Below are 24,555 nucleotides of genomic sequence, written 5' to 3'. Positions count from 1 at the left end.
GTTGGTTAATTCCGTCTCGGGCGGAGGCAGTCCGATGGAGTTCTTTGCACCGCGGTGACATTCATCGGAAGGCAATAGCAACCGCATGTTCCTGTAATGTTCTTGATTAGCCCAGAAATCTGTGCTTGTCTTGCCTGACCTCGCTCACGGCCTGATTGCACCGGCTTCGAGCGAGCCAGGTCCGGGGGCGTTGAAAAAGATGGTAGCGCGGGTTCGCACGGTGGCTTTCCAGGGCATCGAGGCCGTGCCGGTCGACGTCCAGGTGATGATCGCGCCGGGCAAGGTGAACATGCATATCGTTGGCCTCGCCGACAAAGCGGTGGCCGAAAGCCGCGAGCGGGTGCAGGCGGCATTGCATGCCTCCGGCCTGTCGATGCCGTCGAAGAAAGTCACGGTCAATCTGGCGCCGGCCGATCTGCCCAAGGAAGGCAGCCATTACGATCTGCCGATCGCGCTTGGGCTGATGGCGGCACTTGGCGCCATTCCCGGCGACATGCTGGCCGGCTATGTCGTGCTGGGTGAGCTGTCGCTCGACGGCACCATCGCCGCGGTGGCCGGCGCGCTGCCGGCGGCGATCGGCGCCAATGCCGAGGGCAAGGGGCTGATCTGTCCGTTCGCCTGCGGGCCGGAGGCGGCCTGGGCCGGCAAGGAATTCGACATATTGGCGCCGCGCAGCCTGATTGCGATCGCCAACCATTTTCGTGGCACGCAGGTGCTGTCCAAGCCCGAACCCGGCATTCAGCTGGCGACGCGCGACCTGCCTGACCTCTCTGACATCAAAGGCCAGGAGAGCGCCAAGCGAGCGCTCGAAGTGGCGGCGGCCGGCGGGCACAATCTGCTGATGGTCGGGCCGCCGGGGTCCGGCAAATCGATGCTGGCGCAGCGGCTGCCATCGATCCTGCCGCCGCTGGCGCCGAAGGAGCTTCTGGAAGTCTCGATGATCGCCTCCGTCGCGGGCGAGCTCGGCGAGGGCAAGCTGACCGACCGGCGGCCGTTCCGCGCCCCGCATCATTCGGCCTCGATGGCGGCGATGGTCGGCGGCGGCTTGCGCGTGCGACCGGGCGAGGCCTCGCTTGCCCATCACGGCGTGCTGTTCCTCGACGAATTCCCGGAATTCTCGCCGCAGACGCTCGACGCACTGCGCCAGCCGCTGGAGACGGGCGACTGCATGATCGCGCGCGCCAACCATCGCGTCACCTATCCGGCGCGCATCCAGCTGGTCGCGGCGATGAACCCGTGCCGCTGCGGCATGGCCGGCGAGCCAGGCTATCGCTGCCTGCGCGGTGAACGCTGCCGCACCGACTACCAGGCGCGCATATCCGGCCCGCTGCTCGACCGCATCGACCTCAGGATCGAGGTGCCGGCGGTCTCGGCTGGCGATTTGATCCGGCCGGAGCGGGCGGAGAAAAGCGCCGCGGTGGCGCTGCGCGTGGCGCGTGCCCGCACCATCCAGCGCGAGCGTTTCGAGCGGCTGGGCGTCACTTCCGCCACCACCAACGCGCATTGCTCGCCTTCCGTCATCGAGGAGATCGCCATGCCGGATGCATCGGGCCTGTCGCTGCTCAAGGACGCCAGCGAAAAGCTCGGCTTTTCCGCGCGGGCCTATCACCGCGTGCTGAAGGTGGCGCGCACGCTGGCCGATCTCGACGCCAGCGAGACGGTCGGGCGGATTCATCTGGCCGAGGCGATCTCCTATCGGATGATGTCGGAGCGGATGGCGCAGGCGGCGTAGGGCGACTTGCTGCTCGCTGGAAGTACGGTTGCGGGTTCGCGCCAAATGGTCGCATATGTTACGATCATGGACCTAACCGGGGCTGAGGTGGAGATGATTTCAGTCTCACCGGCGCGCAGCGCCGAAGACTTCGAGACCTTGGCAGGGCTCTGTCGCAAGCTTGCGCAATGGGATGTCGACGCTTAGGCGCCCCACGGCGTCTCGGAGGAGGATATCAGGACCCTCTTCCAGCCGGAAACAAGCGGCCCCGAGCTGGCAATGCAATTCGGCGTGCCGGATGCCATGGCGTTCATTGCGCGATCGGAGAGCCGGCCGGCAGGCTGCCTCGCCTTCGACCAGTTCGACGACAACACAGTGGAGCTTCACAGGTTCTTCGTCGACACATCCTTCCGCGGACTAGGGATAGGTCGCGAGCTGATGGGCGCTGCATTGGCGGATATCGAGAAAGGGCCAGCCCGCACGGTGCTGATCCACACGACCTTCTATATGAGCAACGCCATTGCCGTGTACGAGGCGTTCGGCTTCAGGCCCTGCGCGCCTTTCCGCGAAACTCCGGCGCATGTCAGGCATACGGACGTCTTCTTGTCGCGCTCGATCACGCCTGCATAAGCGCGGATGGTGCACATCGAGGTTGGCGCACTACACGCATGACCCCACCCGGCCCATCGGGCCACCCTCCCCTCAAGGGGGAGGGGGACGCTGGCGCCCGGTTTGTGCCTTTTGAAGCCTGCCCTCAGGCGCGAATCCGTTGAACGGACGCTTCCACGATGACGCTGAATCGCTGGGGATCGTCGAAGGCGCGGGCGGCAAGCATGCCGCCATATACTGCCGCCATGATGGTTTCGGCCTCGACCGCTGGTGATGCTTCAAGGCGCATCGTACCCTGTTCGACCCCAAGCGACAGCACCTTCTCAAGCCATTGGGCGAGGTCGATGAAATGCCCACGAACGGCCCTGGCGATTTCCGGTGGCAGTGAGGGGAGCTCGGCGGCCAGCACCGCGGCGAGACAAAATGGCGCCGTCTGATCCCTGATGCAGCGCTCCCAGTAGCCGGTGTAGATCAGAAGCTGCCCCATGGCCTCGGGTGAGGTTTCATCAAGCAGCGCGATTTGCGCCCTGATCAAGGCTCGCGCCTGTTCGACAACGGCCACCACCAAATCGACCTTGGACGGAAAATGGTGGTGGATGCTTGCCTTGCGGATGCCGAACCGCTCGGCAAGGTCAGCGTAGCTGAACCCATTATAGCCGCCACGCATAATCAGCTGGGCTGCCCCGCCGACCAGCTTTTCCGCGGTATCACCCATAGCTGCAGCCATGCCACCCTGCCTTCCAATTGTCGATATGGCCGTTTTCACAGGGATTGCAAGCGGCCGAGCGAACGCCGTTCCGTCGCGACCAGACACCTCTCATCCCGGATCAGCGGAGACCCTGCAAAATTTCTGGCCATTTCGCAAAACCTATTGACGTTAGTTAATCTACCAACTAGTAGGTAGATAATCAACAGGAGAATGTGATGCCTAGTCAGACAGTCAACCGCCAGCCCCTCCAGCCGTCATCGGGATGGCTTAAGAGTTACTACTTCACCCGTTTCGCCGTTGCCGCAGCCTGGGTTGTACTGGCGTTCGCGGTCGCCAAGGACATGCCCTTGCTTGCCGCGTTCATGCTGGTCGCCTACCCGGCCTGGGATGCCCTGGCGAACTTCGTCGACGCCAGGCGTAATGGCGGCCTTGGCCGCAACAAGTCGCAGATGTTGAACCTCATTGTCAGTTCGATCACCGCGGTTGCGGTCCTCATCGCTCTCGGATCGAGCATGAACGCGGTTCTCGGGGTCTTCGGCGTCTGGGCTGTGCTGGCGGGGCTCTTGCAGCTTGCAACCGCGGTTCGCAGATGGAAATCGTTCGGCGCGCAGTGGGCCATGATCCTGAGCGGCGCGCAATCCGCGCTGGCCGGAATCTTCTTCGTCAAGATGGCCGGCGGCGCTGCACCGGTCGGGATCGAAAACATCGCGCCCTATGCGGCTTTTGGCGCCTTCTATTTCCTCGTCTCGGCCATTTGGCTGACCGTGAGTGACGCGCGGAAGAATTCAGTTCGCACCGCGAGCTGATTGTCCGCGCGCATGCGCCAGGATTGAGGTCGGCGCGCTGCACGCGGGACCCCTCCCGGCCATCCCGCATCGGCCCGAAAATCGTGTTCGATTTTCGGAAAGCACGATGCGGAAACTCAAAGTCTTAGAGCGTCCTTTGCGCGTCCGACGGACGCGCTGCGCTCTAATGGCCACCCTCCCCTCAAGGGGGAGGGGGACGCTGGCGCTATCCGGCCCGGTCCCTTGCCTTCAGCTCCAGCCGCCGCGCGTGCAGCACCGGCTCGGTGTAGCCGTTGGGCTGGACGGCGCCCTTGAACACCAGGTCGCAGGCGGCCTGGAAGGCGATGGACTTGTCGAAATCCGGGGCCATCGGCCGGTAGAGCGGGTCGCCGACATTCTGGCGGTCGACGATGGCCGCCATGCGCTGCAGCGAATCCATCACCTGGATCTCAGAACACACATTGTGGCGCAGCCAGTTGGCGATGTGCTGGGAGGAAATGCGCAGCGTGGCGCGGTCCTCCATCAGGCCGACATCGTTGATGTCGGGCACCTTGGAACAGCCGACGCCCTGGTCGATCCAGCGCACGACATAGCCGAGTATCCCCTGGGCGTTGTTGTCGAGCTCGCGCTGGATCTCGTCCGGCGTCCAGTTCGGCCGCACCGCCACCGGCACCGAGAGGATGTCGTCGAGCTTCGCCTTGGGCCGACTTTTCAGCGCTGCCTGCACGGCATGGACATCGACCTTGTGATAATGCGTGGCGTGCAGCGTGGCCGCCGTCGGCGACGGCACCCAGGCGGTGTTGGCGCCGGCTTTCGGATGCGCGATCTTCTGTTCCAGCATCGCCGCCATCAGATCCGGCATCGCCCACATGCCCTTGCCGATCTGGGCATGGCCGGCCAGCCCGCATTCCAGACCGGTATCGACATTCCAGGCCTCATAGGCGGAAATCCAGGCGGCCTGCTTCATGTCGCCCTTGCGGATCATCGGGCCGGCTTCCATCGAGGTGTGGATCTCGTCGCCGGTGCGGTCGAGGAAGCCGGTGTTGATGAAGACGACGCGCTCCCTTGCCGCGCGGATCGCCTCCTTGAGGTTGACGGTGGTGCGCCGCTCCTCGTCCATGATGCCCATCTTGATGGTATTGGCAGGCATCCCGAGCAATGCCTCGACGCGGTCGAAAATCTCGACGGCGAAAGCGACCTCTTCAGGCCCGTGCATCTTGGGTTTCACGACATACATCGAGCTGGCGCGGGAGTTGGCGCGCCGCCCGTTCGGCCCGACATCGTGCAGCGCGATCAGCGCCGTCAGCGCCGCATCCATGATGCCTTCCGGCACTTCGTTGCCGTCGCGGTCAAGGATCGCCGGATTGGTCATGAGGTGACCGACATTGCGCACCAGCATCAACGAGCGGCCGGGCAGCGTCAGCGTGGAACCATCGGGCGCGGTGTAAGCGCGGTCGGGATTGAGCTTGCGGACAAAAGTCTTGCCGGCCTTGGTGATCTCTTCCGCCAGGTCGCCCTTCATCAGGCCGAGCCAGTTGCGATAGACGACGACCTTGTCCTCGGCATCCACCGCCGCAACCGAATCCTCGCAGTCCTGGATGGTGGTCAGCGCCGATTCCAGCACGACATCGGCAATGCCTGCCGGGTCGGTGCGGCCGATCTGGTTGGCGCGATCGACAAGGATTTCGATGTGCAGGCCGTTCTTGACCAAGAGCACGGAATCGGGATTGGCGGCATCGCCGCGATAGCCGGCAAATTGCTTGGGGTCGGCCAGCGTGGTGGCGCCGGCGCCCTCGCCCAGCCGCAGCATGCCGTGGGCAATCGAGAGACCGTTCACCCCCGCCCATTTGCCCGAGGTGAGCGGCACCGCCTCGTCGAGGAAATTTTTCGCCCAGGCGATGACTTTCGCGCCGCGTGCGGGATTGAAGCCCTTGCCCTTCTCGGCACCGCCGGCCTCCGGAATGGCATCGGTGCCGTAGAGCGCGTCATAGAGCGAGCCCCAGCGCGCATTGGCGGCGTTCAGCGCATAGCGCGCATTCATCACCGGCACGACCAGCTGCGGCCCGGCAACGCGTGCGATCTCCGGGTCGACATTGCCGGTGGCGACCGAAAAGGCCGGCCCTTCGGGCACGAGATAGCCGATCTCCTTCAGGAAGGTTTTGTAGGCCTCCATGTCGACGGGCGCGCCATGGTCGCGGTACCAGCCGTCGAGGCTCTCCTGCATGGCATCGCGTTTTTCGAGCAGCGCCCGGTTCTTCGGTGCGAGATCATGGACGATGGCCGAGAAGCCGTTCCAGAAAGCGTCCGCCTCGATGCCGGTGCCCGGCAGCGCTTCGTGCGCGACGAAGTCGTGCAATTCGCGGGCAATCCGCAATCCGGCGATCTCGATGCGATCGGTCATCAGGGGCTTCTCCAGGCGAAGGCTTTGCGCGCCTTTGGCATGTTGGGGTGGCAGGGTCAATTCAGCTTAGGGTGAAGGTGGGCATTTTGCAGCCGATCTCCCCCCTTGAGGGGGAGATGGCCGCGAAGCGGCCAGAGGGGGTCGGTCCGACCGGGCTCGGCCTGCTGCGGCAGATGAGGTTGGCGCTCCACGCGCGGTGACCCCCTCTGTCGCCTTTGGCGACATCTCCCCCTCAAGGGGGGAGATTATCCGCTCACACCGCGATCCTCGGCCTGCCCGAGGCCACCGCCACCACATGCGCCTCGATGAACATGCGCTGGGCTTCGACGGTCGAGACGCGGAATTCGGTGGCGACCTCGATCTCGGCGCTGTCGGTGCCGGCGTCCCTGGCTCGCCCGGCGGCAAGCGCGCGCACATCGGCCTCGGCCGCCGCGAGCGCCGCCGCCTCGTCGAGAAAATCGCGCACGGTTTCGCCTGAGGCGACGCGGAACAGCCCTTCCTTGGGCTGGCTGACGCGCGCCTCGGCCGAGACGCGGACCTGGCCGACGACGGCGCCGAGCGCGTTGGCGACGTCGGTATCCTGCGGCACGACGCAGTCATTGCCGACCAGTTCGGCGAGGCCCGCGTAGTGCAGCGGCGCCGAGGCGCCGAGGCCGATGACCGGGCGGTCGAGCGCGACGCTGAGCCGGGCGATGCCGGGATGAGAATCGACGGCGCGCTGCACCAGCGCATGCGCCACGGTCGCGGCACCATCCAGCCCATCCTCGGCGAAGGCGGTTTCGAGAATGTATTCGGCCGACCAGCGGGTCAGCGTCACCAGCACGCGTTCCGAGATCGCCTCCGGCGTCGCGGCAATGAACTGGCCGCGGCCGTCGCGCTTGCGCGAAAACAGCTCGGCGCCGAGTCGGGCCGGTGCCGCGTCCCAGTTAGCCTGCTTGCCCAAGACATGTGCGGCATCCGACGGCGTGAACCCGGAAATATGCACCAGGCCGCGCGACACCAGCCGGTTCAAGGTGGCGTTCTGGGCGTTCGAGGTGAGCAGCCTGTCCAGCGCCAGCGGCACGCTGCCGATTGCCTCGTAGAGCCTCGCTTCCGGCGCGGTGAGGCCGGCGGCGAGCCGCTCCGGTACGCCGGTGCGCACGGCGAAGCGGCCATCCATGCGGCCGGGGTTCGGCGCGCGCAGCTGGCGCTCCAGTTCCGATGTCACGGCCTCGCCATGCACCATGCCAGCCAGCGCCAGCGGCACCAGGCGGCGCGGCCCGAGCAGGATTTTCGGGTTAAGCGCGCCATCCTCCAGTGCCACTTCGGAATCGCCGCCGAGGCCGTAGGTGCGCATGGCCACCGCCTCGACCATGGTGCGGAAGCCGCCGACCGTGGCGCCTTCCGGATCGAGCCTGGGGCGGCCCTGATCGAGCACGGCGACATCGGTGGTGGTGCCGCCGATATCGGAGACCATGGCATTGTCGAGCCCGGTCATGTGGCGGGCGCCGACCAGGCTGGCGGCGGGGCCGGACAGGATCGTCTCGATCGGCCGCTGGCGGGCAAAGGCGGCCGAGACCAGCGCGCCGTCGCCGCGCACCACCATCAGCGGCGCGGCAATGTTGCGCGCGGCCAAAAACCCTTCGGTCGCCGCCACCAGCCGGTCGATCATCGAGATCAGCCTGGCGTTGAGCAGCGTGGTGAGCGCCCGGCGCGGGCCGCCGAGCTTGGCCGACAGTTCGTGGCTGGCAGTGACCGGCAGGCCGGTTTTCTCGCGGATCAGGTCGCGGGCAGCGAGCTCATGCGCCGGGTTGCGAGTAGCAAAGTAGGCGCAGATGGCAAAGCCGGACACCGAGGCGCCGAGCTCCGGCAGGGCGGCCTCCAGCCCGGCGAGATCGAGCTTGGCTGCATTGCCATGGACATCATGGCCGCCGGGGCAGAACACCACCGGGTCGGTGCCAAGTGCCGCCTTCAGCCCGTCGCGGGCGAGGTCGCCCTCGGAAAAGCCGATCATCACCAGCGCCACGCGCCCGCCCTGCCCCTCGACCAGCGCGTTGGTGGCGAGCGTCGTCGACATCGACACAAGTTTGATCGCGGTCGGATCGGTGGCGGATTTCTCCAGCACCGCATCGACCGCGCCCGATATGCCGACCGCCAGATCGTGGCGGGTGGTCAGCGCCTTGGCCTTGGCGAGCACCTTGCCCTGGGCACCACCGGCTTCCGACCACAGCACGGCGTCGGTATAGGTGCCGCCGGTGTCGATGCCGAGGAACAGGGGCGAGGGTTTGGGCTTGGCGGTCATGGGCGGGCAGCGGTCCGGGGAATTTCGTCCCCGCCCCTTAGCCGATACTGGCGGGCCGATAAAGCCACGAGCGCTGGTCCAACAGGCGATGATCGCGGTGACGGCCAATCTCCCCCCTCGTGGGGGAGATGTCCGGCAGGACAGAGGGGGGCGCTGTCCCGCCGGCCTTGCCACGATCTAAGGCACCTCGGCGAGCCCCGCCGCAATCACAATATGCTGGCAGACATTGTCGATGTCGCGGATAATGTCGTCGTTCCAGAAGCGCAGGACGGTCCAGCCATCCTGTTCCAGACGCGCAGTCCTTGCCGCGTCGCCCGCAACAGCATCGCCTTGCGCATGCTGGGAGCCATCAACCTCGACAATCAGTTTCTTCTCCGAACAAGCGAAGTCGACAATGTAGCCGGCGATCGGAAATTGTCGCCGGAAGCCAAGCCCCATCAACCGGTGCGCGCGAAGCTCGTTCCAAAGCTTCAGTTCGGCTGGTGTCATGACCTTGCGCATCGATCTGGCGTTTGCGCGATGTTTTGGAGGCAGAAGTGTGTGAGGCATTGTGCTGCTGAAATTAGCGCTCTACGGCGCCCCCCTCTGTCCTGCCGGACATCTCCCCCACAAGGGGGGAGATTGGCAGTTCGACCACCTACCCCACAAACCCCACGCGCTTGTGGCTGCCGTCGCAGAATGGCTTGTTGGCCGAATGGCCGCAGCGGCAGAGGAAGGTGCGCGTTGTGCGGTCGACCGTGTGGCCGGTGCCGGTGACGATTTCGACATTGCCTTCGAGCTTGAGCGGGCCGTTGGTGGTTGGCGTCACCGTCAGCGGACCATCCCGCGCCTCCAGCGCCGGCGTGTCCTTCAGCGGCGGCTCGCCGGTGGCGGTGAAGCCGGCCTTGATGTGGCTGTTGTCGCAGAACGGCTTGTTTTCCGAGGCGCCGCAGCGGCAGAGCGTGGCGCGGAAGAAGGTCTCGCCGCCGAGCACGATCTCGGCATGCATCGCAAGCGGGCCGTTTTCCCTGACCCGCACCGTGTTGACCACCGGCGGCTTCTCCTGCGGTCCGCCGTCCTTCCTGACATAGGTGATGGCGCCCGACGGGCAGCTTTCGGCGATCGCCACGATCTTCTCGACGCTGGCCGCCTCGGGATGGATCCACTGGCCGGGCGCGTTGGGCACGAAGACATGCGGATCGCCCAGCACGCAATTGCGCGAATGAATGCAGCGCCGGCCCGAAAAGCCGACATCGATTTTTTCGCCTTGGACCGTGCCTGCCATGGGTGGGGTCTCCTGGGTTGCAGGCAGGCTAAGGCTGCTGCGCGAAGGGCGTCAAGTAGCGATCTCCCCCCTTCTGGGGGAGATTGGCCGCTCACGGCACCAGATCAATCTCCTCGGTCTCGCCGTCGTTGAGATAGAAATCCTTGCCATCGCCCGGCCAGACATAAGCAGCCGGCGCGAACGATGCGGCAAAACATAGCGCGACGGCAAAGCGCCGTGATGATCCCCCCGGAATGAAACGGCCCGCCCGGCCGCGAGGGAGAGCGCCCCACAGTGTTGATGAGAACAGACAATTATAATTGCTTTCCGAAACAGCGAGCAAATGATCGTCGTTGCGGCTATTGTTTGTAAACGTTGCGGCAGGTCCTTGCTCCCAGTGTGCATTTGCTGTGCAAAACGTGAGGCGCCCCGCAACCTCTATGGCGCGAGCAACGCTACTTCGGTAGCGTAGATGTTGACGTGGGGTCTTGGGAGATTGAGTTCTGTTGACGTTACTGCGACAGAGATTAAGACGTTACCGACTTTCGCTCGACACGGGCCTGCAGACCGGCGAGCACGCCACGGGGTCGCCCGGGGCTACAGGTAAGAATACCTAATAGACCCCGCGTCACCCAATCGAATGCCAATAATTCAAAATGACAAACTTGCCACCTTCCGGAAGATAGCGGGGCGTCGGGCGCTTTGCTCATTTTTGAAGACTTCATATGCAAAGAATTATTCTTATTATTTCTACCGCCTTCAGGAGTCTCTTAGGTACAAGGAATTTTCTATATCTAAGCGAAATGGGGAGGCTCGCGTTATTTCACGCCCCATTAACGGCATACGGTTCATCCAAACTCAGCTTTCAAACCACCTTTATAGCTTTTATGATCCCGGTACAGCTGTCCACGGCTTCGCCAAAGGTCGATCAATCGTAACGAACGCCAAAGCTCACTTGCGGCGAAAGTGGATCCTCAACATAGACATTGAGGGTTTTTTTGACAGCATTAACTTCGGCCGCGTTCGAGGTCTTTTTCTGGCGAAACCATTCGAGCTCCCCGCCGATACTGCGACGGCTTTGGCTACCATAATTTGTCACTGCAACAAGCTGCCTCAAGGCGCGCCGACGTCACCGATTGTGTCGAATTTAATCGCATCAACTCTAGATCGGGAGCTGATAAAACTCTGCAAGGGACTTGGCCTGCAGTACACACGGTATGCCGACGACATAACGATATCGTCCCGGCGAGCATCTATCCCAACCCAAGTTGCGACCTTGGAAGGCGACGTCTGGAAATTATCAAATCCGCTGCGGGCCATATTCGAAGCCGCAGGATTCAAAGTTAACGATAAGAAAACTAGGCTGTCGAAAGCTAGCAGTCGCCAAACCGTGACTGGATTAACGGTCAATAAATTCGCCAACGTGGACAGATCCTATATCAGAGATCTGTACGCGTCTTTTCACGCTCTGAAGAAATTCGGCCTTGAGAGGTACACGGAAACTTACAACAAGAAATTTCTTTCGAAAAACAAGTCGAAGCCATCGGCCGTCATTGATAAACTCATAGGTCAGATACAGTATGTTGGGCACGTACGCGGATATGACGATCCGGTGTACACTAAGTTGGCTTATAATTTTAACAAACTGGCACTAAAAAAGATCAAGGTATTTGATAAGATCGATCACTATATGAATTCAGTTTTTATAGTCGAGGACGACGACAATATAACTCAAGGAACTTGTTTCTTGATCGACGACGCGCACGTGGTTACTTGCTACCACTGCGTTCCATCGGAGAACATCACTATTTTCTCACCGAACCAACCATCCGTAAGATATGAAGCGAAAAAGGTGAGATTCAACGAGGAGATGGACATAGCTGTCCTAGAGATAAAGCACCCGAACAAATCGTGGAAGCCGCTAAAAATCTACGACGGCGACCCTCCAGCTATCGGAACAGACGTAACCCTTTTGGGATATCCCGCCTGGGCGCCCGGGAAGACTATTGCCATCAAAAACGCCCAGATACAGGGCTTACAAACTAAAAGCACCCTACAGCACTACATATTAGACAAATCAATTGTTTCAGGAAACAGCGGTGGACCGTTGATTGACGCAAATGGCTTGGCCATAGGTATTGCAACGCACGGCGCCGAAAATAGCGACAAGGCTGATACCGTCTACGAGCATAAGGTGATGAGTATAGACATCCTCAAGAAAATTTAGCTGATAGCGCGTTGCGGCAATCAAGCCGCGACCTGCTGTCGCCTAAGGAGCTAGTTCGAAATGAAAGCAGCTGACCGAGCTCAATCGAACAATGGTAGGTCTACATCACGAAGAGGCTTGACCCTCTTCACCTTCAATTCGCGCTTTTCGATCTCGTCCATCGCCGATGCGACGACGCCGAGCTGATCCTTAAGGCGCTCCTCTGACCACATGTCCAAATCCGCTGAGGAATACGTCTTCCGATTTCGAGAGCTGCCTTCTTCGTCCGATGAACAGTCGACGTACTCGACGTCGCAGATTTCACCATAGAATTCCTGCTCCAGAAGGAATTTTTTGTGCACCGTGAGCATGCCACAGTAGACATCCTTAGAGAGAACGAAAGACTTTCTGTACTGAAGGAAATAAAGTCGAACGATACCGCTCTCAGTGAAAAAGAACGGAATCCTATATGTTGCGAACCTATCCCGAGCAAAAGGAAACCTACGACCGTTCAGATCAAAAACCTGCGTAGTGCGACCAAATGCTAGTGGACTGGCTAAGGCGATTACGTCCTGATTTGGCTTGTAGCCGACGCGTTGCTGGACCGAGATGGGCGCTGCTAGCAACTGGTCTAGACGATGAAGACCCTGGTACGCCCTCCTGACCGCTTTCACCGAACGCAGGTAGTTAAATTTGCCGCCATCGGCAGGATTGTAGAATTCCAGCAGCGACCGCATTGCGGTTTGTACGTTTGTCGTGTCGGCTCGCAGGACTTCCACCAGCGGAGGATTGGTAAGGGGAATCACGTGTTCGCTCCTTGTTCACCCGAACGATAGAGCCTTCCCCCAGTTTTTTCAAACCATTCAAGGATGAGATCATCGGGGATCAACATCCCCGGTACGGCATTCTTTTCAGCTGTGTTCCAAACGATGTCCCAGGGTGTGCCCTTTTCGTGTGTCAGATCCGATAGCTTGTACGGATGGAACTCAGAATAGTAAGCGAACACGTTCTCAAGAAAAACGCGCCGCTCTCCCTGAACGGCGCCTTGGGCTTCGACAAAAGTTCCGGTGGAGACATCAAGTTTCCGCAAGCGTTCTGTTATGGGACCCGCGCCGAACCACTTGATTTGGTCGTAGACAACTCTGTTGACCGGGCCATGCTTCCAGGCCTCAAATTTCTGACCTATCAACGGCTCTTTATATTTTGCTAGATGCCATGCGTGCGCAAAATAGAGAATTTTTAGTAGCGCCATGGACGTCAGTCGACGGCCTCTAGCGTCGGCCATCTCGAGGAACAGGTTGGAGATTTCGCGGGCGTCGTAGCTCATCTCAAGCAGAACATATCAGGAACATTGATGCCCCTCAATCCCCCATCTTCAGCGCCTGGATAAACGCCTCCTGCGGGATATCCACCTTGCCGAACTGGCGCATGCGCTTCTTGCCCTCTTTCTGCTTGTCGAGCAGCTTGCGTTTGCGCGAGACGTCACCGCCGTAGCATTTGGCGGTGACGTCCTTGCGCAGGGCCGAGATGGTCTCGCGGGCGATGACCTTGCCGCCGATCGCGGCCTGGATCGGGATCTTGAACAGATGGTGCGGGATCAGCTCCTTGAGCTTCTCGCACATCTGGCGGCCGCGCTTTTCCGCCGCCGTGCGGTGGACCAGCATCGACAGCGCGTCGACCGGCTCCTCATTGACCAGGATCGACATTTTCACCAGGTCGCCTTCCTTGTAGTCGGTCAAATGATAGTCGAAGGAGGCATAGCCCTTGGAGATCGATTTCAGGCGATCATAGAAATCGAAGACGACTTCGTTGAGCGGCAGGTCGTAGGTCAGCATGGCGCGTTTGCCGACATAGGAGAGGTCGGCCTGGATGCCGCGCCGGTCCTGGCAAAGCTTCAGGATGCCGCCGAGATAGTCGTCGGGCGTGAGGATGGTGGCGCGGATCCAGGGCTCCTCGATGGCCGAGATTTTCACCACATCGGGCATGTCGGCCGGGTTGTGCAGTTCCTTCATCGTGCCGTCGGTCAGAGCCAGCCGGTAGACGACGCTCGGCGCGGTGGCGATGAGGTCGAGGTTGAACTCGCGCTCCAGCCGCTCCTGGATGATTTCGAGATGCAAGAGACCAAGGAAGCCGCAGCGATAGCCGAAGCCGAGCGCGGCACTGGTTTCCATCTCGTAAGAGAAAGAAGCGTCGTTGAGGCGCAGCTTGCCGACGGCGGCGCGCAGATCCTCGAAATCGGCGGCGTCGACCGGGAACAGGCCGCAGAACACCACCGGCTGCGCCGGCTTGAAGCCGGGCAGGGCATGCGCGGTGGCGCGCTTGTCCTCGGTGATGGTGTCGCCGACGCGGGTGTCGGCCACTTCCTTGATCGAGCCGGTGAAGAAGCCGAACTCGCCGGGGCCGAGCTCGTCGACATTGATGCGGGCTGGCGTGAAGACGCCGGTGCGCTCGACCAAGTATTTGGCGCCGGTGCCCATCATGCGGATGGTCTGGCCCTTTTTCAGCACGCCATCGATGATGCGCACCAGCACGATGACGCCGAGATAGGCGTCGTACCAGGAGTCGACCAGCATGGCCTTCAGCGGGGCTGATATGTCGCCCTCGCGCGGCGGCGGCAATTGGTGGACGATGGCCTCCAGCACATCGGGAATGCCGAGGCCGGTCTTGGCCGAGATCAGCACGGCGTTGGAGGCGTCGATGCCGATCACCTCCTCGACCTGCTCGCGGATGCGCTCGGGCTCGGCGGCAGGCAGGTCGACCTTGTTCAGCACCACGACGATCTCGTGGTTGTTGTCGATGGCCTGGTAGACATTGGCGAGCGTCTGCGCCTCGACGCCCTGGCTGGCATCGACGACCAGCAGCGAACCCTCGCAGGCGGCCAGCGAGCGCGACACTTCATAGGCGAAGTCGACATGGCCGGGCGTGTCGATCAGGTTGAGGATATAGTCCTCGCCATTGTTGGCGCGGTATTTCAGCCGCACCGTCTGCGCCTTGATGGTGATGCCGCGCTCGCGCTCGATGTCCATCGAGTCCAGCACCTGCTCCTTCATGTCGCGCAGCTCCAGCCCGCCGGTGGACTGGATCAGCCGGTCGGCAAGCGTGGATTTGCCATGGTCGATATGGGCGACGATGGAGAAATTGCGGATGTGGTCAAGCGGCGTGGTCATGCCGCGCGCTTTAGCAGGGGCGGGTTGCAGGGGCAAGCCGGCGGGCGATGGGGGCTTGTCGTGCAACATCGGCGGTTGGCGAAAGATGCCGGCAGGCAAGGGGCCGCACCAACGCCAGAATGGTCACGCAAAATCGTTAAACTTTGATCCACTGGATTAGAGCATAGTTTGCTGGCTGCGTGATAGCTCATGGCGCGTCACGCCCTTGGGGGGAATTAGAAATGCTGTCGTCCGCAACCCATTTTCTCAGATCAGAGGGCGGCTCCTTTGCGCCGCTCCTCGTTTTCCTGGCCGTTCCGATCATCACCGCTGTAGGCTTTTCGGTCGACTATACGTCGGCGGTCCAGACCCGGTCGAACGAGCAGGCGGCGCTCGATGCCGGAATTCTGTCGATCACCACGATGGATACGGCCTCGACGAAAGCGCAGCGCCAGGTGGTGCTCCAGGATTCCTACAAAGCCAATGGCGGACAGGGCACTGCGACGCTGAACACCTTCGACGTCAGCGCCAACGGTACCGCCACCGCGCAGGCCACGGCGAGCTACTCCATGCCGACCGTGTTCATGCAGATCGCCAGGATCACCACGGTGCCGGTCGCGGTCGCGTCGGCGGTGACCAAGACGCCGGCGCTGGTGGCCGCCAACTTCAAGGTCACCGGGGTGTCTGGCTACTGGAACAAGAAAATGACACTCTACGGCACGAAGTTCGGCGCGACGGTGGGCAAGCCGCTGATGACGATCGACTATACATATGGCGGCACCGGAGATCCGAAAGGCTATGGCACCACCATCGTCAACGTCCTCACCACCGATTCAGCCGGCAGGACCGTCACCACGATGGCCCAGAAGCAGGTCTGCAAGCTCGTCAGCTCCAGCACGCCCGCCGGGGCGGTGATCCAGACCGACAGGTTCAACACGAAATATTACTGTGTCGATACGATGTATCCCGCCGATGGCGCCGGCGCGAATATCGATGTCAGCCAGATGGCCGGCCTCTATCTGCAGATGGACGTGCCGTCGGGCAACCCGAAGAAGCTTATGTCGAACGATCCGAACACGTCCAACCGGCTCTACAGCTCGGCAAGCAAGGACGTCCCCCCGGTCGAGATCGCGACCGGCCAGATCGTTGATATCTTCGGCCTGGTGCCTTGCAGCGAGACAGGCTACCAGGCCTGGGAAGACGGCGGCAACCCGGTTCCGGCGCCTGTCAGCAACGCCGACTTCTTCTACAACGTCACCGGCAAGTGCGACTTCAACAAGCGGCCCTCCAACACGGTGCTGACGCAGTAGGGGGCACCTTCCCTTCTCCCCTTGTGGGAGAAGGTGGATCGGCGCGAAGCGCCGAGACGGATGAGGGGTGCTCCAGCCTGGCGCCGACGTTTGCCCGGCTCAGCGCCACGGCTGCAAGCCAACGTCGCGCACATAGGCTATGATCGTATCGCAGACGGCGTTCAAGTCCTTCAGAACATCGTCGTTCCAAAAACGCAGCACACGAAACCCCTCGCCTTTAGCTCAGCTTGGCGGATCTTGTCGGTCTCCGAGTCGGCGTGCTGGCTGCCATCGATCTCGACGAACAGGCTTTGTTCTTATGCATGTCGTTGTCCCAAAACCGCTGCACACTTTTAGGCGACATGCATTAGCTTCGAGGCAAACGAAATCGGCGATGTACCTACCGACCGGAACCTGGCGCCGGAATTTTATCCGATCGAGCCTGCGGTCACGCCGCTCGTACCACAGTCTGCCTTCCGCTTCCGTCATTTCCCGCCGAAGTGAGCTGGCAAAGCTGCGTTTGGCTGGCGGAACGGGCTGATGCAGCATGGCCTCAGGTTAACCAGCCCCTGCGTTCTGTCCAGCACCCCTCATCCGTCTCGGCGATGCGCGCCGATCCACCTTCTCCCACAAGGGGAGGAGGGAAAACGCACACCTGATCACAAACCGGTGAGCGCTGTAACGAAATCCGTGGCGACGACGAAGTGGGGACATGACCGGCGCATCCAGGCGCCGCCACCCACGGAGCAAGCCATTGTCGGGATCACAACGCAGAAAGCTCGTCGCCGGCGTGCTCGCCGCCTCGATATTCTCCTCGATCGGCGTGGCCGCCAGTCAGCCGCTCACTGTGGTCGAGCTGTTCACCAGCCAGGGCTGCTCGTCCTGCCCGCCGGCCAACGCCAATCTGATCAAGGTCAGGGACAAGCCCGGCGTGCTGGCGCTGTCCTTCAACGTTACCTATTGGGACTATCTCGGCTGGAAGGACACTTTCGGCAAAAAGGAATTCACCCAGCGCCAGGTCACTTACGAACCGTCGCTCGGCCGTTCGGGCCCGTTCACACCGCAAGTGGTGGTCAACGGTAACACTGACGCGGTCGGCGCCGCACCCGGCGAGATCGAGCAGCTTATTTCGAGCAGCGGCCACCCAAAGGGGCCGGCGCTGTCGCTCGACGGCGGCAAGATCAGCATCGGCGCCGGCTCGGCGCCCGGCGGCAAGGCCGATGTCTGGCTGGTGCGCTACGCCAACGGCGTCATCGAGGTGCCGGTGGCGCGCGGCGAAAATACCGGCCGCACGCTGCCGCACGCCAATGTCGTGCATTCGCTGACCAGACTGGGCAGTTGGACCGGCGACGCCAAGACGCTGGCGCTGCCCGCCGCATCCGGCGGCCTCAGCAGCGCGGTGCTGGTGCAGACGCCGGGCGGCGGGCCGATCCTCGCCGCGGCCACCAACTGATTCTCGTCAGGGCAAGATCACGCTCAACCAAGATTGCGCAACGCCGCAGGAGCGGCACCGCATCCACCCGGCCGCAGTGCCATCAACCCTTAGGAGACCACCATGACCAATCGCCTGACCCTGCCGGCACTCGCCTTCGCGCTGTGCTCGACCGCGCTGTTCGCCGGAACAGCCGCACGCGCCGAGGATGCGATGAAGCCGGCCGATCCGATGGCCACCGAGGCCATGAAGCCGGCAACGGATGCGATGAAACCGGCCGATCCGATGGCAACGGACGCGATGAAGCCGAAGACGGATGCCATGAAACCGGCCGATCCGATGGCAACGGACGCGATGAAGCCAGCCGACGCAATGGCGCCGGCCAAGTAGGCGTCAGCCGCTCCCTGTCCGGGCCGGGGTTCCCTGTCCCGGACAGCTTGGCGCGCACGGCCCCACACGCACGGTAATGTGAAACCGCGGCGCATCGCGCTATCGTATAGTCAAACACCATCCTGGGAGATCAGACATGTCCGTGAACAGATCCTTCGCAAAAGGTGCGCTGGCGGCGCTGATCGTTGCCGCGGCGGCTGCCGCCTTCTGGCAGACGCCGGCGATCTCGGCCGAGGAGGCGGTGGTAATCCCGCCGCCGGCGATCGACGAGAAGCCCGCCCCCGGCACCGAAAAGGCGGTCTTCGCCGGCGGCTGCTTCTGGGGCGTGCAGGGCGTGTTCCAGCACGTCAAGGGCGTGACCAAGGCGGTCTCCGGCTATGCCGGCGGCGAAAAGGACACCGCCGTCTACGAGACGGTCGGCAGCGGCCGGACCGGCCACGCCGAAGCCGTCGAGATCACCTATGAGCCGTCAGAGGTGACCTATGGCCAATTGCTGCAGGTGTATTTCTCGGTCGCGCACAACCCGACACAGCTGAACTTCCAGGGACCGGACAGCGGCACCCAGTACCGCTCGACGGTGTTTGCCGAAAACGAGGCGCAGAAGAAAATCGCCGAGAGCTACATCGCCCAGCTCGACAAGGCCAAGGTGTTTCCAAAGCCGATCGTGACCACGCTGGAAACGGGCAAGACCTTCTATCCGGCCGAGGACTACCACCAGGACTTTTTGACGCTGAACCCGACCTATCCCTACATCGTCTACAACGACCTGCCCAAGATCGAGAATTTGAAGTCGCTGTTCCCGCAGCTCTACAGCGACAAGCCGGTGCTGGTGATGGCGGCCAACAAGAGCTGAGGATGGGTAATCTCTTCCCTTGAGGGGGAGATGGCCGGCAGGCCAGAGGGGGTCGGCGCGACCGGGTGCGGCCTCCTGCGGCAGATCAAGGCCGGCGCTCCACGCGCGACGACCCCCTCTGTCGCCTTCGGCGACATCTCCCCCTCAAGGGGGGAGATCAGCAGCCCTACGCCGCCCCCTTTTTCCAGGGCAGGCTCCAGCGCACCTTTTCCAGCGTTGCCCTGGCCTCGGCCGATGTCGGGTCGGGCTCTGTCTCCCGGTAATGCGCCGAGCCCTGCGGCGGGTAGGTGTGGGTGTTGTTCAGTGCAAGCTTGTCGATCTGGCTGAAATCGGGGAAGGGCAGGTTTTCCTCGTCGCGCCAGGCGTTGACCCGCTTCTCGGCGGCGATGCGCTTTTCGTCGTCGATGGGAAGGTCGGCGGCGCTGTATTCCAGCTGCGAGGGGAAGGCGAACTGCGCCCCGGCCTCGTCCATGATGTTGATCATGGCCAAGAGGATGTCCTCGCGAATGGCGAGGAACTCGGAAAAGTCCGCCGTCATGATGTAGGTGAACACCTCGATGTCGAGCGAATAGGGGCCGAAGCCGACGAAGCGCACGCGGCACGGGTCGTCGATGACGCGCGGATGCGCGATCAGGAGCTTGCGCAGCGCGGCCAGCGTGTAACGCAACTGGTCGGGCGTGGTCTCGTAGCGCAATTGCAGCGTCGTGCCGAAGCGGGTGCGGTCGCGATGCGCGTAGTTTTCGATCTGCATGCCGGCAAAGTCCGAATTCGGCACCGAGATGACGGTGCGGTCGAGCGAGCGGATGCGGGTCGAGCGCATGCCGATATGCTCGATGGTGCCGGACTGGTCGCCGAACTTGCAGAAGTCGCCGACGCTGACCGGCCGGTCGGCGTAGAGGGTGAGGCCGGAAAGGAAATTCTGCAGCGTCGGCTGCGCCGCCAGCGCCACGGCCAGACCGCCGATGCCCAGACCGGCGATGACGCCTTCATAGGGGATGGCCAGCACTTCGGCCAAAAGTAGGAAGGCGACGACCAGCACGGCGACGCGAGCGACGCCGGTGGACAGCGAGATCAGCGTGTCGTGATAGCCGGGCACCTGCCAGAGCTTGCGATAATGGCCGGCGATGCGGCCGATAAGGTGCCAGACAACCGGCACGGCGCCGATGACGATCAGGCTCCAGGCCGCGGCCTTCGCGGGTGCCGCGACCACCTGCGGCAGACCAAGCGGGCGCAACGCGATCAGCAGGAAAAGACCGAGGAAGATCGAGCGCACCGCCCATTCGACGACGCGGAAGAAGGCAGAGCGCTGCGAGCGGTCCTGGCCGCGCGCAAAAAAGGAAATCACCGCATTGGCGATGAAGCCGAAGACGATGCCGGCCAGCACCGCCAGGCCGAGCATCCACCATTGCCAGCGTTCCATCGGGCCGGCGCGGTCAAGCAGGCCTGGGCTGATCTCGCGGGCGAGGCCGCGCGCGATGAAGAACGGGTCGTTGCTGGCGAAGGCGGCGAACTCCGGCGCCACCGGCACGTCCTCGACATCGGCATAGAGCGTGCGGATGTTGGCGAGCGTCTCGGGCGTGAATTGCCAGACCTTGCCACCCTTGTCCGTCTCAACGGGGCCGACGACGATGTTGCCGGACGGATGCTCGAAATAGACATAGGGCGTGTTGCTTTTGGGATCGTCGGGAATTTCCTGCCAGTAGACATAGCCGATGCGATCGATGACCTTCTTCAGGTAGCGTTCGAGCAGGAACGCCTCGTCGGAGCGCACGGCCGGATTGTAGTCGCGCAGATCGAGCGCTGCCTTTGCCGGGTCGCCGGCCTCGGTAACGCCGCTCAGGAGCACCTTGAACGTATCGCGTGGCGAGGCCAGCTTGCTCGGATCGTCGACCTGGTCGACGGCCTCGCCCCGCGCTGCCTGGAATTCGGCGAGCTTGGCCTGAAGGAGGCCGAGCGGCGGCCCGACGATGGACCACTCGCCGTTCTTGCGGCGGAAGGTGACGTCGAAGGCGACCTTGGTGTCATACTGCTGGAGCTTGGCGCCCACCTCATCGCCGGCGATCGTGTCGTGCGGCAGGCTCCACAGGCGGAAGGTCGCCTTGTCGATGACAGTGAACAGGAGCTTGCTGTAGTCGGGCATGTTGAGACCGCCGCGATCGGCCTCCGTGACATCGATGAGGCCGGCGGCCAGGGCGGCGAGGCCCATGCCGCCACCGTCGGCGCGCGGCACATTGTCGGCGCCGCTTTCGTTCATGGTCTGCAGGAACGAGCGCATCGTGGTCATTGGGCTCGCCTGGTCGACACGGAGGTCTTCGACGGCGCCGACGCGCACGCCCGTCCACCATTCGGCGGTGGCGGCTTCGAAGCGGCCCATGAAGCTTCCACCATCAGGCGCCTGGACGAAGCTGAAATCGCCCTGGCGAGCACCCTCGAACCAGCGTCCGACAAGCTTGTCGCCTTCGGCCTTGGCCTCGATGCGGCCATTATAGAGCGGATAGACGCCCTTCACCTCGGCGCCGTTCTGCTCGAATTTGATCTGGGCGCCGCCGCCGCGCCATTTCGTGTCCCAGATGCCAGCCCAGTTGGCGGTCTCCTGGGCATGTGCAGGCTGCAGGAATGGCAGCAGGCCGAAAAAGGCAAGTGCTGCGATCAGGGCGACCATGCGGAGCAGCACCGGGGCCAGCCGATCTTGTCTCGCAGATGCAACGGAGGTCATTGCGTTGCCCTTCTTCTCGCCTGCCGCGATGGCTGGCCGGTAACAGTCGAAGAAGGGTTATTCCCCCGGAAGATGAATATTCCATTTCCGCAGGGTCATGATCTCGTCAGCTCCGCCGGATAGCGGCGCTTGCCGGTCAATCTCATTTTTGCGCAATTCCCCAGGAAAAGCGCTACGCGCTTTTCCCGGGAAAACCGTTTCACACTTTTCCTGGAATTGCTCTAGTCGTAGGTCAGATCCGTCGCCTTGCCACCGAAGACCCGGTAGGCATAGAAGGAATAGAAGATGATGATCGGCAGCACCACGATGGTGCCGGCCAGGATGATGGCGAGGCTTTCCGGCGCGGAAGCCGCCTGCCAGATGGTCAGACGATCGGGCACGACGAAGGGGTAGAACGACCAGGCGAGCCCGGCGAAACCGAGCGCGAAGATCGCCGCCAGGGTCAGGAACGGCGTCAGCGCATGGCGGTCGTCAGGCTTCGGCAGATGGAAGGTCTGCCGCCACAGCCAGGCAAACAGCACCGCCGACAGGATCGGCAGCGGCGACAGATAGAGCATTTCAGGCCAGACGAACCATTTGTCGAAGATGCGCGGGCTGGCGAAGGGGGTGGCCAGCGACACCGCGGCCATGCCGAGCGCTGCCAGCACCAACGCCGTGCGCAGCCATCGCACCGCCTTCTTCTGCAATTCGCCTTCGGTCTTGTAGATCAGCCAGGCCGCGCCCATCGCCGCATAGGCGGCGGCGAGGCAGAGCGCCACCAGCACGCCGAAGGCCATGCCGCCCAAGCCGACATCGAGGCCGAGCACGTAGACGCCGAGCATATAGCCTTGCGCCAGCGAGGCGATGACCGAGCCGAGCAGGAAGATGCGGTTCCAGCGATGCTTCCTGCCGGCCGGCACCTTGGCGCGGAAATCGAAGGCGACGCCGCGCAGGATGAGCCCGAGCAGCAGCAGGAACACCGGAATATAGAGCGCGGTGAGGATGGTGCCATGCGCCAGCGGGAAGGCGACCAGCAAAAGGCCGACGGCAAGCACCAGCCAGGTTTCGTTGGCGTCCCAGAAGGGGCCGATCGCGGCAATCATCGTGTCCTGCTCGGCATCCTCGGCGGCGGCGAACAGGATGCCGATGCCGAGGTCGAAGCCGTCGAGGATGACGTAGATCAGGATGGCGAGGCCCATCAGGCCGGCGAAGATGAGGGGCAGCAGGGTCGGCCAGTCGTAGGTCATCGCCTTTACTCCTCTGCAGCCGGTTGCGACAGCGCCGCGTTCATGACGCCGGGCAGCGGCGAGGTGTCGCCATCCTTCGCCGCCTTCAGCGCCAGATGCACCAGCACGCCGAGATAGGCGATCAGAAGCAGCACATAGAGGACGAGATAGATGGCAAGCGTCAGCGCGACATGGCTGCCGGCGACCGGGCCGACCGCATCGGCGGTCTTCAGCACGCCGGTGACCAGCCAGGGCTGGCGGCCGATCTCGGTAGTGTACCAGCCGGCCAGCGTCGCCAGCCAGCCGGACAGCGCCATCGGCACCATCAACAGCGCCAGCGGTTTCGGCAGGCTGTGGTGGCGCTTGAGGAAGAAGGCCGCCGACCAGGAGACGAGGAGCATCACGACGCCGGTGCCGACCATGATGCGAAAACCCCAGAACACCGGGAAGACCGGCGGATGATTGCCGGGATAGTCGTTGAGGCCCGGCACCACGCCGCTGCTGCTGTGGCGCAGGATCAGGCTGGCGCCGTCGGGGATGGCGAACTCGAACCTGTTCTCCTTGGTCGCCTCGTCGGGAAGTGCAAACAGCACCAGCGGCACATTGGGGCCGGTGTTCCAGTTGGCCTCCATGGCGGCGATCTTCTGCGGCTGATGCTCCAGCGTGTTCAAGCCATGCTGGTCGCCGGCGAAGATCTGGATGGGGATCAGGATCGCCGCCGTGAAGACGCCGGTGCGCAATGCCTTCCACATCGATTCCGAACGGTCGCCATAGAGGTAGCGCAGTGCCGACAGGCCGGCGATCAGGAAGGAGACCGTCAGGCCGGAGGCGAGCAACATGTGGACCAGCCGGTAGGGCATCGACGGGTTGAAGACGATTGCCCACCAGTCGACGGCGTGCGCCACGCCATCACGCATCTCGAAGCCGGCCGGCGTCTGCATCCAGGAATTGAGCGCGATGATCCAGAAGGCGGAGACGGTGGTGCCGCCCGCCACAAGCACGGTCGCCAGCGTATGGATGCGGTTGGAGACGCGGCGGAAGCCGAACAGCATGATGCCGAGGAAGGCTGCCTCGAGGAAGAAGGCGGTGAGGATCTCGTAGGCGAGCAGCGGCCCGGCGATGTTGCCGACCTTTTCCATGTAGCCCGGCCAGTTGGTGCCGAATTGGAAGCTCATGGTGACGCCGGAGACAACGCCCATGGCGAAGGAGAGCGCGAATACCTTCACCCAGGTGAAATAAGCACGCATCCAGGCGGAATCGCCGGTCGCGTTGTAGCGCAGCTTGAAGAACAGCAGCACCCAGCCAAGTGCAATAGTGATCGCCGGAAACAGGATATGAAACGAGATATTCGCGCCGAACTGGATACGCGACAGAATGAGCGGGTCCATGGTGGGCTCCGGCTGCTGCTTATGGTTGAAAGAATACGGCCGAAGCGTGGCTTGGTCAAAGCGTCGTGGCGTCACGCGGGGCGTGTTGTCGCAGTACCTGGCGGGAAAACGTCAGCGCGGGAAATGTCCGCAATCCGGGAACGATTGTCCAGAATTGTCAGGAGCGGCATTGACTTCCCGCCGCGCGCACC

Annotated in this window: 20 protein-coding genes and 1 pseudogene; 8 read left to right on the top strand and 13 right to left on the bottom strand. The window is 62.7% G+C overall.

Annotated elements, in window-relative coordinates; translation table 11 throughout:
• Positions 1–199 precede the first annotated feature (199 nt).
• The gene (locus OHD62_RS01025) at positions 200–1,732 is read left to right on the top strand and encodes a YifB family Mg chelatase-like AAA ATPase (RefSeq protein WP_263780352.1); all 1,533 of its coding nucleotides are present in this window, start codon (positions 200–202) and stop codon (positions 1,730–1,732) included.
• A 258-nt stretch (positions 1,733–1,990) separates the two neighbouring features.
• Positions 1,991–2,341 (top strand): GNAT family N-acetyltransferase, encoded by a 351-nt coding sequence (locus tag OHD62_RS01020; protein ID WP_412177330.1) that lies wholly within the window; start codon positions 1,991–1,993, stop codon positions 2,339–2,341.
• Between the two features lie 124 nt (positions 2,342–2,465).
• On the opposite strand, the gene OHD62_RS01015 is transcribed toward OHD62_RS01020, so the two are convergent.
• Positions 2,466–3,047: a TetR/AcrR family transcriptional regulator gene (locus OHD62_RS01015; protein ID WP_263780349.1), complete on the bottom strand. Its 582-nt coding sequence runs from the start codon at positions 3,045–3,047 to the stop codon at positions 2,466–2,468.
• A gap of 197 nt (positions 3,048–3,244) precedes the next feature.
• Here OHD62_RS01015 and OHD62_RS01010 point away from each other — a divergent pair, with 197 nt between their 5' ends.
• Entirely contained in the window at positions 3,245–3,835 is a 591-nt protein-coding gene (locus tag OHD62_RS01010) for a DUF308 domain-containing protein (RefSeq protein ID WP_263780348.1), read from the top strand.
• 205 nt (positions 3,836–4,040) lie between these two features.
• Here OHD62_RS01010 and OHD62_RS01005 read toward each other — a convergent pair whose 3' ends face one another.
• The 5 genes from OHD62_RS01005 to OHD62_RS00985 all read right to left on the bottom strand — a co-directional run bounded on the left by OHD62_RS01005 (position 4,041) and on the right by OHD62_RS00985 (position 10,082).
• Positions 4,041–6,215 carry a malate synthase G gene (locus OHD62_RS01005; protein WP_263780347.1) on the bottom strand — a complete coding sequence of 725 codons (2,175 nt, stop codon included), beginning with the start codon at positions 6,213–6,215 and terminating at the stop codon, positions 4,041–4,043.
• 253 nt (positions 6,216–6,468) lie between these two features.
• Positions 6,469–8,496 (bottom strand): hydantoinase/oxoprolinase family protein, encoded by a 2,028-nt coding sequence (locus OHD62_RS01000; protein ID WP_263780346.1) that lies wholly within the window; start codon positions 8,494–8,496, stop codon positions 6,469–6,471.
• 177 nt (positions 8,497–8,673) lie between these two features.
• Positions 8,674–9,045 (bottom strand): endonuclease domain-containing protein, encoded by a 372-nt coding sequence (locus OHD62_RS00995; RefSeq protein WP_263780345.1) that lies wholly within the window; start codon positions 9,043–9,045, stop codon positions 8,674–8,676.
• 88 nt (positions 9,046–9,133) lie between these two features.
• Positions 9,134–9,760: a CDGSH iron-sulfur domain-containing protein gene (locus OHD62_RS00990; RefSeq protein ID WP_263780343.1), complete on the bottom strand. Its 627-nt coding sequence runs from the start codon at positions 9,758–9,760 to the stop codon at positions 9,134–9,136.
• A 91-nt stretch (positions 9,761–9,851) separates the two neighbouring features.
• Positions 9,852–10,082, bottom strand: coding sequence for a hypothetical protein (locus OHD62_RS00985; protein ID WP_263780341.1), 231 nt, complete (start codon positions 10,080–10,082; stop codon positions 9,852–9,854).
• A 297-nt stretch (positions 10,083–10,379) separates the two neighbouring features.
• Between OHD62_RS00985 and OHD62_RS00980 the strand changes: the two genes are divergently transcribed.
• Positions 10,380–11,966: a reverse transcriptase domain-containing protein gene (locus OHD62_RS00980; RefSeq protein ID WP_263780339.1), complete on the top strand. Its 1,587-nt coding sequence runs from the start codon at positions 10,380–10,382 to the stop codon at positions 11,964–11,966.
• An 80-nt stretch (positions 11,967–12,046) separates the two neighbouring features.
• Here OHD62_RS00980 and OHD62_RS00975 read toward each other — a convergent pair whose 3' ends face one another.
• The 3 genes from OHD62_RS00975 to lepA are packed head-to-tail and all read right to left on the bottom strand — an operon-like array spanning position 12,047 to position 15,112.
• Positions 12,047–12,751 carry a hypothetical protein gene (locus tag OHD62_RS00975; RefSeq protein ID WP_263780337.1) on the bottom strand — a complete coding sequence of 235 codons (705 nt, stop codon included), beginning with the start codon at positions 12,749–12,751 and terminating at the stop codon, positions 12,047–12,049.
• The gene (locus OHD62_RS00970; protein ID WP_263780336.1) at positions 12,748–13,272 is read right to left on the bottom strand and encodes a Panacea domain-containing protein; all 525 of its coding nucleotides are present in this window, start codon (positions 13,270–13,272) and stop codon (positions 12,748–12,750) included. The genes OHD62_RS00975 and OHD62_RS00970 overlap by 4 nt, the downstream gene beginning before the upstream one ends.
• 34 nt (positions 13,273–13,306) lie before the next feature.
• A complete protein-coding gene (lepA, locus tag OHD62_RS00965) occupies positions 13,307–15,112 on the bottom strand; it encodes a translation elongation factor 4 (RefSeq protein WP_263780335.1) in 1,806 nt (601 codons plus the stop codon).
• 221 nt (positions 15,113–15,333) lie between these two features.
• On the opposite strand from lepA, the gene OHD62_RS00960 reads away from it, so the two are divergent.
• Positions 15,334–16,401 (top strand): TadE/TadG family type IV pilus assembly protein, encoded by a 1,068-nt coding sequence (locus tag OHD62_RS00960; RefSeq protein WP_263780334.1) that lies wholly within the window; start codon positions 15,334–15,336, stop codon positions 16,399–16,401.
• 99 nt (positions 16,402–16,500) lie between these two features.
• On the opposite strand, the pseudogene OHD62_RS00955 reads toward OHD62_RS00960, so the two are convergent.
• Positions 16,501–16,929, bottom strand: a pseudogene (locus tag OHD62_RS00955) (endonuclease domain-containing protein).
• Between the two features lie 205 nt (positions 16,930–17,134).
• Between OHD62_RS00955 and OHD62_RS00950 the strand changes: the two are divergent.
• From OHD62_RS00950 to msrA, 3 genes are all read left to right on the top strand, one after another.
• Complete coding sequence (locus OHD62_RS00950; RefSeq protein ID WP_263780332.1) at positions 17,135–17,833, top strand: DUF1223 domain-containing protein; 699 nt, start codon at positions 17,135–17,137, stop codon at positions 17,831–17,833.
• A gap of 102 nt (positions 17,834–17,935) precedes the next feature.
• Positions 17,936–18,202, top strand: coding sequence for a hypothetical protein (locus OHD62_RS00945; protein ID WP_263780330.1), 267 nt, complete (start codon positions 17,936–17,938; stop codon positions 18,200–18,202).
• Positions 18,203–18,338: 136 nt separating this feature from the next.
• Positions 18,339–19,055, top strand: a complete 717-nt coding sequence (gene msrA / locus OHD62_RS00940) for a peptide-methionine (S)-S-oxide reductase MsrA (RefSeq protein ID WP_263780329.1) — start codon at positions 18,339–18,341, stop codon at positions 19,053–19,055.
• 166 nt (positions 19,056–19,221) lie between these two features.
• On the opposite strand, the gene OHD62_RS00935 is transcribed toward msrA, so the two are convergent.
• From OHD62_RS00935 to OHD62_RS00925, 3 genes are all read right to left on the bottom strand, one after another.
• On the bottom strand, positions 19,222–21,771 hold the full coding sequence (locus tag OHD62_RS00935) for a mechanosensitive ion channel family protein (RefSeq protein WP_263780328.1): 2,550 nt from the start codon (positions 21,769–21,771) through the stop codon (positions 19,222–19,224).
• 221 nt (positions 21,772–21,992) lie between these two features.
• Complete coding sequence (locus tag OHD62_RS00930) at positions 21,993–22,997, bottom strand: cytochrome d ubiquinol oxidase subunit II (RefSeq protein WP_263780327.1); 1,005 nt, start codon at positions 22,995–22,997, stop codon at positions 21,993–21,995.
• A gap of 5 nt (positions 22,998–23,002) precedes the next feature.
• Positions 23,003–24,364: a cytochrome ubiquinol oxidase subunit I gene (locus tag OHD62_RS00925; RefSeq protein WP_263780326.1), complete on the bottom strand. Its 1,362-nt coding sequence runs from the start codon at positions 24,362–24,364 to the stop codon at positions 23,003–23,005.
• Positions 24,365–24,555: the final 191 nt, after the last annotated feature.

Origin of the sequence: Mesorhizobium sp. YC-39 (assembly GCF_025753795.1) — a bacterium.
GTDB lineage: Bacteria > Pseudomonadota > Alphaproteobacteria > Rhizobiales > Rhizobiaceae > Mesorhizobium.
Note: the sequence above shows the minus strand (reverse complement) of the source record. Positions and strands in the feature narration are given on the sequence as shown.